The organism is Mesorhizobium sp. M0051 (genome assembly GCF_040323235.1).
Lineage (GTDB): Bacteria > Pseudomonadota > Alphaproteobacteria > Rhizobiales > Rhizobiaceae > Mesorhizobium.
Genome location: NZ_JAMYUT010000001.1, coordinates 236,990 through 249,796, shown reverse-complemented (window position 1 = coordinate 249,796; position 12,807 = coordinate 236,990). Strand labels below are relative to the sequence as shown.

Here is a 12,807-nt window from a genome sequence, read left to right as displayed (position 1 = left end):
CTGAGATGGGCGAATGCAATGATAGCAATGCAATCAAATTGGCGCAAATTGCAGCCTCGGAGTCCGAAGCGACTAAGTACTAGACGATCTTCCAAGCGATATAGACCAGCGCCAGCGCGATCACCCACAGCGCCAGACGGCCGGAGCGGCTGTAATGCGCCTCGGCCTTGCCGATGGCGCGCGCGGTGGTCTCGTCGAAGCGCAGGCCGTGCTCGGCCATCAGATCGATCTCGCGCGACAGGCGATCGGTGCGCGCCGCAAGCTCGGGCGCCTGGCGGGCGAGCGTCAGCAGCGCCTTGGCGCCGTCGCGCGCATCGAGCATCATGCCGCGCGGCCCGAGGTTACCGGCGATCCAGCCGCTTACCACCGGTTCGGCCGTCTTCCACATGTTGAAGGCCGGGTCGAGCGTGCGCGCGACACCTTCGACCACCACCATGGTCTTCTGCAGCAGGATCAGTTCCGGCCGCGTCGCCATGTCGAAGAGTTCGGTCACCTCGAATAGCAGCGTCAAAAGCTTGGCCATCGAAATGGTCTCGGCCGGCTGGCCATGGATCGGCTCACCGATCGCCCGGATCGCTTGCGCGAAGGCCGCGACATTGTGCTGGCGCGGCACGTAGCCGGCCTCGAAATGCACCTCGGCGACGCGCAGATAGTCGCGCACGATGAAGCCGTAGAGGATTTCGGCGAGGAACCGGCGCTCCTTCTTGCCGAGGCGTCCGGCAATGCCGAGATCGACGGCGACGATGGTGCCGTTTGCCTCGACGAAGAGGTTGCCCGGATGCATGTCGGCATGGAAGAAGCCGTCACGCAACGTGTGGCGCAGGAACGACTGGATAAGGTTGGCGGCGATCGCCTTCAGGTCATGGCCGGCGGCTTCGAGGCCAGCAATGTCGTTCATCTTGACGCCGTCGACCCATTCCATCGTCAGCACATCGCGGCCGGTGCGCTCCCAGTCGACAGATGGCACACGAAAGCCGGGGTCGTTCCTGGTGCTTTCGCCGAGCTCGGAAAGCGCGGCCGCCTCGAGGCGAAGATCCATCTCGATCTTGGTGGTCTGCGCCAGCGTCTCGGTGACCTCGACCGGCCGCAGACGACGGGACGACGCGATGTATTTTTCCTGCAGGCGGGCGGCGAGGAAATAGCTTTCGAGATCCTGGAAGAAGCGGCGGCGCACGCCCGGCCGAATCACCTTGACCGCCACCTTGGTGGCAACGCCGTCATGGACCGCGTCGGCGGCATGGACCTGGGCGATGGAGGCGGCAGCGACCGGATCACCAAACTGCGAATAGAGATCGCCGATCTTGCGCCCGAGCGAAGCCTCGATAGCCGCGATAGCCTCGACCTTCGGGAAGGTGTGCATCTTGTCCTGCAACATGGCGAGATCGAGAGCCATGTCGTTGCCGACAACGTCGGGCCGTGTCGCCAGGAACTGGCCGAGCTTGACATAGGACGGTCCGAGCCGGACAACCGCCTTGGCCAGCCGGTCGCTGCGCTCATAGGCAAGCGCGCGGCGGCGGGTGAACAGCCGCGCCAGTCGCCAGCCGAATTTCGGCAGGCCGGACAGTTCCTCGCCTGGCAAGGCGGCAACGACGCCCTCGCGCATAAGCACCCAGCCGGCGCGCATAAGCCGAAATCCAGCGCTGGCGGTGCTCATGGCCGCGCTCGTTCTGCCGGCTCTTCGAACCGGCATAGCGCATGTCGAATGTGAAAAATGCGCCCCGGCCTCAAAGCTTCCAGCCCGAATGAAGCGCGGCAATACCGCCGGAATAGTTGCGGAAGGAAACGCGATCGAAGCCGGCGCGGGAAATCATCGTCGCGAAATTCTGCTGGTTGGGAAATCTGGCGATCGATTCGACCAGATAGGAATAGGGCTCGCCGTCGCCGGTCACCATCCTGCCGATCTTCGGAATGGCGTTGAATGACCAAGCTTCGTAGACCTTGTCGAGCAGCGGCATCTCGACTTCGGAAAATTCAAGGCACAGGAATCGCCCGCCCGGCTTCAACACGCGAAACGCTTCGCTGAGCGCGACATCGATGCGCGGCACGTTGCGAATGCCGAAAGCGATGGTGTAAGCATCGAATGAGGCGTCAGCGAAGGGCAGTTCCTCGGCATTGGCCTCGACGAAATCGGTGTTGCCGGACAGGCCTTTCTTTTCGGCGCGATCGCGGCCGACGGCCAGCATCGAGCCATTGATGTCGAGCACCGTGGCATGGGCAGTGCCGTGGCTGGCATCGACGATGCGAAAGGCGATGTCGCCGGTGCCGCCGGCAACGTCGAGCACGCGCCAGCCGATCCTTTTTGGAGGATTGAGCCATGTCACCATGGCATCCTTCCACAGCCGGTGCAGGCCGGCCGACATCAGATCGTTCATCAGGTCGTAGCGGTTGGCGACCTTGTGGAAAACATCGTTGACCAGAGACTGCTTGTCGCCAGCCCCTACACGCTTGAAACCATAGGAGGTTTCCATGCCGCCCGCGGCCGTGGTTCTCTCAACTGACATTTTTTTGATCCGTCATAAAACCGGCGGGACCATAGCCGATCGATAGTGTGGGCGCTATTGTTTAAGGCGCGGTGTTCAGCCGCGCTTCCAGGTGGCGGTTTTCGAGACCTGGACTGACCGACGGGATGATTGAATGCCTTTGAAAGCGGAACTGCACTGCCACATCGAAGGGGCAGCGTCGCCAGAGCTCGTCATCCGCCAGGCGCAGAAATACGGCAAGGACACCTCGCCCTATATCCAGAACGGTTCGTTCGTCTGGCACGATTTCACGTCCTTCCTCGCCGCTTACGACTTTTCGTCCGATCTGTTCCGGACCGAGGAGGACTATGCGCGGCTGGCCGATCATTATCTGACCAGCCTTGCCCGCGACGGGGCTATCTATTCCGAGATATTCACCTCGCCGGACCATGCAAGGAAGGCCGGGCTTTCGCCCAAGGCCTATACCGACGCGCTTGGCGAAGGCATGGCGCGTGCCAAGGCAAAGACCGGCATCGAGGGCCGCATGATCGTCACCGGCGTGCGCCATGTCGGCGTCGAGTCGATCGAGCAGGCGGCGCGTTTCGCGGCGCGCTGCGAGCACCCGCTGGTCACCGGTTTCGGCGTTGCCGGAGATGAGCGCATCGGCGAGATGGATGACTATGTCAGGGCTTTCGAGATCGCGCGCGAGGCTGGGCTCGGCATCACTATCCATGCCGGCGAACTGACGGGCTGGGAGACCGTCCAGGCGGCGCTCGATCACATCCGTCCCTCTCGCATCGGCCATGGCGTGCGTGCCATCGAGAATCCGGATCTTGTCCGGCGCATTGCCGACGAGGGCGTCGTGCTCGAATGCTGCCCCGGCTCCAACGTCGCGCTCAAGGTGTTCGACAGTTTTGCCGACCATCCGTTTCCGGCGCTGCAGGCGGCCGGCTGCAAGGTGACACTCAATTCCGACGATCCGCCCTATTTCTGGACCTCGCTGAAGCGCGAATACGACATCGCGGCCGAGCATTTCGCGATGAACGAAAAGGCGCTGGTCGCCGTTACCCGGACCGCCATCGAAGCTGCTTTCGTCGACAAAAAAACCAAGTCAGCACTTCTTGCCCGGTTAAACAGCGCGGCACGCTGATTTCTGCCGACAAAACTGTGGTCGGGTTGGGCCAGGCGGTTCCTTGGCCGCCGCATTGTCGCTAGGGTTCGCTCAAGCAGCTTGAAGCGCGGCGCGTCTCATAAGGACCATGCGCGCACTTTCGGGCGCAGCATCAGGAGAACACCATGCAGGGCGTCACCGTCATCGATCATCCGCTTGTCCAGCACAAGCTGACAATCATGCGCAAGAAGGAGACCTCGACGGCCGGCTTCCGCCGGCTGCTGCGCGAAATCTCGCTGCTGCTTGGCTACGAGGTCACCCGCAACCTCGAACTGACGACGACGACGATCGAAACGCCGATGGAAACGATGGAGGCGCCGACGCTGGAGGGCAAGAAGCTGGTCTTCGCCTCGGTGCTGCGCGCCGGCAACGGCTTGCTGGAAGGCCTGCTCGACCTGGTGCCGGCGGCCCGCGTCGCCCATGTCGGTCTCTATCGCGATCACGAAACGCTGGAAGCGGTGGAATATTTCTTCAAGGCGCCGAGCGACCTCGCCGACCGTTTGGTGATCGTCGTCGATCCGATGCTGGCAACCGCCAATTCGGCGATCGCGGCGATCGACAAGCTGAAGGAGCGCGGCGCCACCAATATCCGCTTCCTTTGCCTACTGGCGGCGCCCGAAGGCATCGAGCGCTTCACCAAGGCGCATCCGGACGTTCCCGTATTCACGGCTTCCATCGACCGCCAGCTCAACGAGAAGGGCTACATCATGCCCGGCCTCGGCGATGCCGGTGATCGCATGTACGGGACCAAATAGTACCAGCCAAAGTTGCCTGGTACGATTTACCAGATATTTACGCAAAGGCGGGGTTTTGGCGCGTGTTAAAGCGGCAAACACCATCCGGGCTTAAGGATCGGCTCACTACAGCGCCGCGCGACCATTCGGACGCGCAAATAACGCTGTAGCACTTTGATTTTGCGCATGATCCTTTCCGAAAATCGATCCCGATTTTCGGGGTCATGCGGCGAGGCCGATCCATGCTGCGCAAACTTCTCATCCTTGGCGTTTTCGCCGGCACGTCGGCATCGATACCGATCGTGTATCAGTCGAATCCGCAACTCGTTGAAAGCCTGCTGAGATCGGCGGCACCGGGCAAACAAACGGTCGAAACGCAGCCTGGCGTCAATTTGGCTTCGGTGCCCGACAAGCCGGCGGCGCCGCTGCCGATGGGCCGCAGGGTGGTCGTCGCGGCAGACGATCGCGGACACTTCTCGTCGGCCTTCAAGCTCAACGGACGTCAGATCGACGGCATGATCGACACCGGCGCCACGCTGGTCGCCATCAACATTTCGACGGCGCGCAGGATCGGCCTGTCGCTGAACCCTTCCGAGTTCACTCACGAGGTCAGCACCGCCAACGGCACCATCAAGGCCGCCGTGGCAGTGATCGACCGCCTGCAGATCGGCAGCATCACCGTCAACGAGGTCCAGACCATCGTGCTCGACGACAAGGCGCTGCGCACCAACCTGATCGGAATGAGCTTCCTCAACCGGCTCGACAAATATCAAGTCGAGAACGGCACGCTGCTGCTTGTTCAGTAATTAGCCGCGCGGCAGAATCCGACGGATGACCGACTTGTCGGCCGCTGGCTTCGAGGCCCCGATCGCGTAGGCCGAAAGCACGGCTGCCGCCGCAGTCTCGGCATCCGACATCGTGCGGGCATGGATCAGAGCCAAGGGCTCGCCGACCCTGACCTCCGCTCCGACTGGCAACAGCCTGGTGATGCCGACCGCAGGGTCGACCTTGTCGTCCGGCCGCGTGCGTCCACCGCCCAGGGCAACCACGGCGAGCCCGATGTCGCGAGTGGCAATGCCGCTGACGAAGCCGTTCGCGGTCGCCTTGACGGCAAATTCGGTCGCAGCCGGAGCGAGGTATTTTTCCGGCTTCTCGATGAAATCTGCGGGGCCGCCGAGCGCGGCCACCATGCGCGCGAACGTGGCGGCGGCACGGCCGCTGGCGAGCGTCTCGGTGGCGCGCCGCATGCCATCCTGATTGGACGACACCAGTCCCGCCGACTGCAGCATTTCGGCGGCCAGCGCCAGCGTCACGTCCTCCAGCCGATGGTCACGAAACCGGCCGGTGAGGAAATCGACGGCATTGCGCACCTCGACGGCGTTGCCGGCGGCCGAGGCCAGCGGCTCGTTCATGCCGGTGATCAATGCCGAGGCCTTCAGCCCTGCACCATTGGCGATCTCGACCAGACTGTTGGCCAGAGCCGTCGCGTCGCGCGACTTCTCCATGAAAGCGCCGTTGCCGACCTTGACATCGAGCACCAGCGACTGCAGCCCGGCCGCCAGCTTCTTCGACAGGATCGAAGCGGTGATCAAGGGCACTGATTCGACCGTGCCGGTGACATCGCGGATCGCATAGAGCCGGCGGTCGGCGGGTGCGAGGTCGGCGGTCTGGCCGATAATGGCGCAGCCGGTTTCAAGCACCGCCTTGCGAAACAGGGCGATGTCAGGCTGGCTGACATAGCCTGGGATCGCGTCCATCTTGTCCAGCGTGCCGCCGGTGTGGCCAAGGCCACGGCCCGATATCATCGGCACATAAGCGCCGCAGGCGGCGACGATCGGCGCCAGCATCAGCGAGACGTTGTCACCAACGCCGCCTGTCGAATGCTTGTCGGTAACCGGGCCGGGCAGGTCCGACCAGTCGAGCACATCGCCGGAATCGCGCATGGCGAGCGTCAGAGCCACCGCTTCGTCGCGGTTCATGCCGTTGAAGAACACCGCCATGGCGAAGGCGCCGACCTGGCCGTCCGAAACGGCGCCTGATGTCACCCCTTCGACGAAGGCGGCGATCTCCTGCTCCGACAGCCTCAGGCCATCGCGCTTGCGGCGGATGATTTCCTGCGGAAGCATCAGCTCTCCAGCAGGCCGTCGCGGAACACGCGCTGCAGGATCGTTGCCAGCCGCGCGCCTCCAACCGGTGCCATGTCCTTGGTCTCCTGGTGCGAGAGCTCGGCCCCGGTCATGCCGGCAGCCAAATTGGTGATGACCGAGCAGGCGGCGACGCGCAGCCCGAGGAAGCGGGCGAGAATGACCTCCGGTACGGTCGACATGCCGACCGCGTTGGCGCCCATGATGCGCGCCATCCGGATCTCGGCCGGTGTTTCGAAGCACGGGCCGGAGAACCACATGTAGACGCCCGTGTGCAATGCGGTGCCGGTCGCCTTCGCCGCGTGTTCGAGCGCCCTGCGGATGCCGGCATCATAAGCTTCGGTAAGACCAACGAAGCGGCGGTCGCTGGGTTCGCCGATCAGCGGATTGCTGCCCGAGAAATTGATGTGGTCCGATATCAGCATCACCGATCCCGGCGGCATTTCCGGATCGACCGAGCCGGCGGCATTGGTGAGGATCAGCTTCGTGATGCCGATGCCGGCAAGCACTTCCAGCACCGGCCGCATCGCCGCCGCGTTGCCGTGCTCGTAATAGTGGGCGCGGCCGGACAGCATCAGCACCGGCACGCCGGCAAATAGCCCCGCCACCACTTCGCCGGCATGGCCGGTGACGCCGCTTCGGGGAAAACCCGGCAGCTTGCCATAGGAGATGCGGATCGGATCCTCGATCTGATCGACCAGCCCGCCCAGGCCCGAACCCAGCACAAGCGCCGTCAACGGCGCCAGGCCGTCCAGTCTTTCGATGAGATGATCCAGCGCCTTTTCCGTCATCACAGCCGCCTCTTCATTTCAAAATGTCGCCCCGGAAGCCGTAAGGCAGCATGTCGCCCATGGTCACGGTCTCGGCCACGCCGGCATCGTCGCAGAGATAGAGCTTGGTTTCGGGCTGGCAGAATTCGGCCAGCCGCTGCCGGCAGCCGCCGCAGGGCGAGCATTTGACCATGCGTTCGGCGACAACGGCGATTTCCACGATCTTGCCACCGCCGCCCATGATGTAATGGCCGAGCGCGGTGGTCTCCGCGCACCAGCCTTCCGGATAGGAGGCGACCTCGATATTGGCACCGGCAAAGACGCGACCGTCCTCGGTGCGCAAGGCAGCGCCCACGGGAAACTTCGAATAGGGCGCGTAGGCCTTGGCCATGGCGGTCTTGGCGGCCTCGAACAGATCATGCGACATTCAGGTGTTCTCTCCGAGGATCATGTCCAAAACCCGGCGCTTGCGCCGAGCAGCATTTCGACCTTAGCGTTCCTTGACGTAGGGGACGCCGCCGGCGCGGGGCGGGATCGCCTTGCCGATGAAGCCGGCGAGCAGGATGACGGTGAGGATGTAGGGCAGCGCCTGCATGAACTGCACCGGCACCTTGCCGATGATGGGCAGCGGCGAGCCTTGCAGGCGGATCGACAGCGCGTCGAGGAAGCCGAACAGCAAGCAAGCGAACATGGCGTTGACCGGCTTCCACTTGGCGAAGATCAGGGCTGCCAGCGCGATATAGCCCTTGCCGGCGGTCATATCCTTCACGAAGCCGCCATTTTGCACCATCGACAGATAGGCGCCGGCAATGCCCGTGAGGATGCCGGTACAGATCAGCGCCCGGTAGCGCAGCCAGGCGACCGAGATTCCGGCGGTGTCGACGGCGGCCGGGTTCTCGCCGACGGCGCGCAGGCGCAGGCCGAAGCGGGTGCGAAACAGCACCCACCAGGTAAACGGCACCATCAGGAAAGCGAGATAGACCAGGATCGAGTGGCCCGACAGCAGCTCGGCATAGATCGGTCCGATGATCGGCACATCGTGGATGGCATCGGCGCCGGGCCAGATGATGGCCTCGAAGCGCTCGCCCGGTTGCAGCGCCGGCGTGCGCCCGCCTTGCTGGAACCAGGCTTGGCCGAGGATGATGGTCGATCCGGCGGCGATGAAATTGATCGCCACGCCGGAGACGATCTGGTTGCCGCGATGGGTGATCGAGGCAAAGCCGTGGATCATGGCAAAGGCGACCGAGATCAGGATGGCCATGCCAAGGCCGAGAAAGGCCGAATGGAACACGGAAGCCGCCGCCGCGCCGGCGAAGGCGCCGACCAGCATCTTGCCTTCGAGGCCGATATCGAAGATGCCGGCACGTTCCGAATAAAGGCCGGCTAGGCAAGCGAGCAGCAGCGGCACCGAGAGCCGGATGGTCGAGTCCAGTGTCTGGACGATTGCGTTGAACACATCCATCTCAGGCACCCTTCCCCTTTATCGCTTCCATGCCGACCGACCTCGGGTTGAACGAGGCGAACAGCGCCTGGATGTAGGGCCTGAACATGTGCTCGAGAGCGCCGGCAAACAGGATCACCAACCCCTGGATGATGACGATCATGTCACGGCTGATCGCCGGCATCTCGAAAGCGAGTTCGGCGCCGCCCTGATAGAGCATGCCGAACAGAATTGCCGCCAGCACGATGCCGACCGGGTGCAGGCGGCCCATCAGCGCCACCGCGATGCCGACGAAACCGGCGCCTGAAACAAAGTCGATCGCAACATTGTGCTGGTCGCCCATCACCGGATTGAGCGCCATCATGCCGGCCAGCGCGCCCGAGATCATCATGGCGGTGATGATGATGCGGGTTTCGGAAATGCCGGCATAGCGCGCCGCCTTGGGGCTGTGGCCATAGGTGCGCATCTCATAGCCGAGCTTGGTGCGCCAGATCAGCAGCCAGACCAGGAAGGCCATGGCCAGCGCCAGCAGGAAGGAAATGTTGAGCGGCGCCGAACGGATCTTGGCGCCGAACAGTTCGATGATCCAGTTGAGCTTAGGCAATTCCGCACCGGCGAAGAAGTTGCGCGTCTGCGGCGCTTGCGAGGCTGCCGGCTTCAACGGGCCAACCAGCAGGTAAACCATGATCGAGGCGGCGATGAAGTTGAACATGATGGTGGTGATAACGATGTGTGAACCGCGCTTGGCCTGCAGATAGGCGGGTATCAATGCCCACAAAGCGCCCACGACCGCTGCCGCGACGATGGCCAGCGGAAAGGTCAGCCACCATGGCAGCGTCGTGTCGAAGCTGAGGCAGACGACGGCTATGCCGAGGCCCGCTATGTAGGCCTGTCCTTCGGTGCCGATGTTGAACAAGCCGCAATGTGCCGCCACGGCCACCGAAAGCCCGGTGAAGATGAACGTGGTGGCATAGAAAAGGGTGAAGGCAATGCCTGTGCCCTTGCCGAAGGCACCCTCGACCAGGATGACGGCGGCGCGCAGCGGGTTTTCGCCGACCAGAAGCACGACGAAGCCGGCGACCACGAAGGCAACGAACAGATTGATCAGCGGGATCAGGCCGTAGTCGGCCCAGGCCGGCAGCTTGGCGTAAGGCGTGCTCACTCTGCGGCCTCCTGGTGTTCGACGCCGGCCATCAGCAGGCCGAGTTCGCCTTCGGTCGCCTCCGGGCCGCGCTCGCCGACGATGCGGCCGGCAAACATCACCAGGATGCGGTCGGAGAGTGAACGGATCTCGTCCAGTTCGACCGACACAACCAGCACTGCCTTGCCCTGGTCGCGCATGGCGATCAGGCGCTTGTGGATGAATTCGATGGCGCCGACGTCGACGCCGCGTGTCGGCTGGCCGACGATCAGCACGCCGGGATCCTGTTCCATTTCGCGCGCGAGCACGATCTTCTGCTGGTTGCCGCCGGAAAAATTGGCGGTCTTGAGCCGGCAGTCCGTCGGGCGGATATCGTATTTGGCGATCTTGTCCTTGGCATCGTTGCGGATGGCATCGATGTTGAGGAAGGGGCCCTTCAGATAGCGCGGGTCGTCATGATAGCCGAGGATGGAATTCTCATTCTCCTCGAAGGCAAGCACCAGCCCGACGTGATGGCGATCTTCCGGCACGTGCGCGAGCCCGCGGTCACGCAATTCGCCTGGATCGGCGGCGCCGGTCAGGTCGATCGGCTTGCCGTCGAGCATGACCGAGCCGGAGACAGCCCGCCTGATGCCGGAAATCGCCTCGAGCAGTTCGGATTGTCCGTTGCCGGCGACACCGGCGATACCGACAATCTCGCCGGCCCTGATATCGAAGGAGATGTCGTCGACCATGGTGACGCCGCGTGTATCCTTCACCGTCAGGTTCTTGACCGCCAGCTTGACGCCGCCGGCTTCCGCCTCGCCCTTTTCGACCCTCAGGAGCACGCGCCGTCCGACCATCAGCTCAGCCAGTTCCTCGACCGTGGTCTTGGCGGTCTCGCGCGTCGCTACCATCGTGCCCTGGCGCATGACCGACACAGTGTCGGTGATATCCATGATCTCGCGCAGTTTGTGAGTGATCAGCACCACCGTCTTGCCCTGGTTCTTCAGCTGCTTGAGGATGCGGAACAGATGGTCGGCCTCTGCCGGTGTCAACACGCCCGTGGGCTCGTCGAGGATCAGGATCTCGGCGCCGCGATAAAGCGCCTTCAGTATCTCGACACGCTGCTGCAGGCCGACCGGCAGTTCCTCGATAATCGCATCGGGATCGACTTCCAGTCCGTATTCGCGCTCCAGCCGCTCCAGTTCGGATCGCGCCTTGGCGATGCTCTTCTTCAGCAGGGCATCGCTCTCGGCGCCGAGGATGACGTTTTCCAGCACCGAGAAGTTGTCGACCAGCATGAAGTGCTGATGCACCATGCCGATGCCGAGCGCGATGGCGTCATTGGGCGTCTTGATCGCCGCCGGCTGACCTCCGACTCGGATCTCGCCGCTATCGGCCTGGTAGAAGCCATAGAGGATCGACATCAGCGTCGACTTGCCCGCGCCGTTCTCGCCGACAATGCCGTGGATGGTGCCGCGCGCGATCTCCAGATTGATGTCGCGGTTGGCGCGCACGGCGCCAAAACTCTTGTTGATGCCGATCAACTCGATTGCGGCTTGCGCCATGCAGCCTGTCCCACTCTTATTTTTTATCGCTTGGTCAAAACGCCTAGCATGACGCTCCGCCCGTGCCAATTGGCCGGAGCAGGGCCACTCTCGACAAATCCCGGTGCGCTTGTCAATTTCCAACGTGTCCGGGGCCTTCATATTCGCTAATATGGCGAAGCCGAAATTCGCATCACGGCGCAAAGGCTTTACGCTGCAAGACAAGGATTTGAATGACCATGCCCTCCGACCGGCTGACGACGCTGGAGATCCGCGCCACCGAACAGGAGAAGACCATCGAGGAGCTGTCCGGTCAGATTGCCGAGCAGTGGAAGGTGATCGAGCGCATGCAGCGAAAGCTCGATGCGCTGGCCGAACGGTTCCTGGCGCTGGAGGAGCAGGCAGGAGACGAAGTGCCTGTAACCAAGCCGCCGCACTGGTGAGGAAAGAGGGGAGGGTGCACGCCGTGGCCGGTGAAAGCAATCGCATCGCGCGGGCCGGCGACTATGTGCTCGGCCTGATGAACGACACGGAACGCGAACGAGCCGAGCGCGATCTGGAAATCGACCCGGCCTTTCGCGACGCGGTCGTGCAGCTTGCCGAACGCATGCATGTCTTCGACCATGCCGAGCCGGAAGAGCGCTGGAAGCAGATCACGCAGCGCATCGGCGACCTGCCGCAGATGCGCAGCTCTGGGCTCATCGATGCCGCGTCGCCAGCCGTGATCCAAAGCCTGTCGCAGCGGCCGCACGGCATCGGCTTGCACGCGCTTGGCGGCCGGCGCGGATTTGCCGTGGCCGTCGGCCTGATCGTGGCTTTTACGCTGGGGTATCTGGCGGGCAAATTCTAGGGGTTTATTTTCGGGATCACGCTCGCGGCCGGCACGACATCAGAGCCATTGTTTCGTTGTCCTGCCCAAAAACCTCAATCATGTTCCAGCCAAGGGCTGCGTAGAAATCACGTGCTTCCCATGTGTAGAGATAGAGCGTCTCGACACCCTGCCCAACTGCATGGGCTTCAGTCGCCCTGACCAGCGCACCGCCAATTCCCCTGTTTCTGTGACCACCATCGACAGCCAATCCTGCCAGCCATGGTGTCAGATCATGCGCCGGTTCCAGTTCGTGGCGGACCAGCAGGCGCGAGCCAACCGCTACATCGCCGATCCGGGCCACGAATGCCGCCTCGAAGCCGTCACCGGCGAGCAGTTCGCGAAGGCCTGCCGCGTCCTCTTCGAAAGTCCTTGCGGTCCCCTCGAAAAAGGTGGCGAGGCGCAGTCGCGCGATCGTTTCGACATCGCGCTCGTCCATGGGTTCGATTATCGGCTGCATCGTTGTCTCGAAATGTCATCCGTGGCGGAGCGGTGACTATTTCGCTCGATCCGGTAAAAGACAAACCGCCAGGCTTGCGCCCGGCGGTTT

Annotated in this window: 14 protein-coding genes; 5 read left to right on the top strand and 9 right to left on the bottom strand. The window is 63.1% G+C overall.

Going from position 1 to position 12,807, the window contains the following annotated elements; translation table 11 throughout:
• Positions 1-79: 79 nt before the first annotated feature.
• Together ubiB and ubiE are read right to left on the bottom strand one after the other, a co-directional pair.
• Complete coding sequence (gene ubiB, locus NKJ90_RS01165) at positions 80-1,654, bottom strand: 2-polyprenylphenol 6-hydroxylase (RefSeq protein WP_023759646.1); 1,575 nt, start codon at positions 1,652-1,654, stop codon at positions 80-82.
• A 70-nt stretch (positions 1,655-1,724) separates the two neighbouring features.
• Positions 1,725-2,501: a bifunctional demethylmenaquinone methyltransferase/2-methoxy-6-polyprenyl-1,4-benzoquinol methylase UbiE gene (gene ubiE / locus NKJ90_RS01160; protein ID WP_023759647.1), complete on the bottom strand. Its 777-nt coding sequence runs from the start codon at positions 2,499-2,501 to the stop codon at positions 1,725-1,727.
• 133 nt (positions 2,502-2,634) lie between these two features.
• Here ubiE and NKJ90_RS01155 point away from each other — a divergent pair, with 133 nt between their 5' ends.
• From NKJ90_RS01155 to NKJ90_RS01145, 3 genes are all read left to right on the top strand, one after another.
• On the top strand, positions 2,635-3,609 hold the full coding sequence (locus tag NKJ90_RS01155; RefSeq protein WP_023759648.1) for an adenosine deaminase: 975 nt from the start codon (positions 2,635-2,637) through the stop codon (positions 3,607-3,609).
• A 146-nt stretch (positions 3,610-3,755) separates the two neighbouring features.
• A complete protein-coding gene (gene upp, locus NKJ90_RS01150; protein WP_023759649.1) occupies positions 3,756-4,385 on the top strand; it encodes a uracil phosphoribosyltransferase in 630 nt (209 codons plus the stop codon).
• Positions 4,386-4,606: 221 nt separating this feature from the next.
• On the top strand, positions 4,607-5,170 hold the full coding sequence (locus tag NKJ90_RS01145) for a TIGR02281 family clan AA aspartic protease (protein ID WP_023759650.1): 564 nt from the start codon (positions 4,607-4,609) through the stop codon (positions 5,168-5,170).
• Here NKJ90_RS01145 and deoA read toward each other — a convergent pair whose 3' ends face one another.
• The 6 genes from deoA to NKJ90_RS01115 form a co-directional block, all read right to left on the bottom strand.
• Entirely contained in the window at positions 5,171-6,490 is a 1,320-nt protein-coding gene (gene deoA / locus NKJ90_RS01140) for a thymidine phosphorylase (RefSeq protein ID WP_023759651.1), read from the bottom strand. It lies immediately after the preceding gene.
• On the bottom strand, positions 6,490-7,299 hold the full coding sequence (locus NKJ90_RS01135) for a purine-nucleoside phosphorylase (RefSeq protein WP_352485547.1): 810 nt from the start codon (positions 7,297-7,299) through the stop codon (positions 6,490-6,492). Before NKJ90_RS01135 ends, deoA begins: the two co-directional genes overlap by 1 nt.
• 13 nt (positions 7,300-7,312) lie before the next feature.
• The gene (cdd, locus tag NKJ90_RS01130) at positions 7,313-7,705 is read right to left on the bottom strand and encodes a cytidine deaminase (protein ID WP_023759652.1); all 393 of its coding nucleotides are present in this window, start codon (positions 7,703-7,705) and stop codon (positions 7,313-7,315) included.
• A gap of 63 nt (positions 7,706-7,768) precedes the next feature.
• Complete coding sequence (locus NKJ90_RS01125) at positions 7,769-8,740, bottom strand: ABC transporter permease (RefSeq protein WP_023759653.1); 972 nt, start codon at positions 8,738-8,740, stop codon at positions 7,769-7,771.
• Between the two features lies 1 nt (position 8,741).
• Complete coding sequence (locus NKJ90_RS01120) at positions 8,742-9,881, bottom strand: ABC transporter permease (protein ID WP_023759654.1); 1,140 nt, start codon at positions 9,879-9,881, stop codon at positions 8,742-8,744.
• Entirely contained in the window at positions 9,878-11,410 is a 1,533-nt protein-coding gene (locus tag NKJ90_RS01115) for an ABC transporter ATP-binding protein (RefSeq protein WP_023759655.1), read from the bottom strand. The genes NKJ90_RS01120 and NKJ90_RS01115 overlap by 4 nt, the downstream gene beginning before the upstream one ends.
• 212 nt (positions 11,411-11,622) lie before the next feature.
• Between NKJ90_RS01115 and NKJ90_RS01110 the strand changes: the two genes are divergently transcribed.
• Together NKJ90_RS01110 and NKJ90_RS01105 are read left to right on the top strand one after the other, a co-directional pair.
• Positions 11,623-11,832 (top strand): SlyX family protein, encoded by a 210-nt coding sequence (locus NKJ90_RS01110; RefSeq protein ID WP_031260294.1) that lies wholly within the window; start codon positions 11,623-11,625, stop codon positions 11,830-11,832.
• Between the two features lie 23 nt (positions 11,833-11,855).
• Positions 11,856-12,239, top strand: a complete 384-nt coding sequence (locus tag NKJ90_RS01105) for a hypothetical protein (RefSeq protein ID WP_023759657.1) — start codon at positions 11,856-11,858, stop codon at positions 12,237-12,239.
• Positions 12,240-12,255: 16 nt separating this feature from the next.
• Here the strand turns inward: NKJ90_RS01105 and NKJ90_RS01100 are convergent, their stop codons facing one another.
• A complete protein-coding gene (locus NKJ90_RS01100) occupies positions 12,256-12,717 on the bottom strand; it encodes a GNAT family N-acetyltransferase (protein ID WP_023759658.1) in 462 nt (153 codons plus the stop codon).
• Positions 12,718-12,807 lie beyond the last annotated feature (90 nt).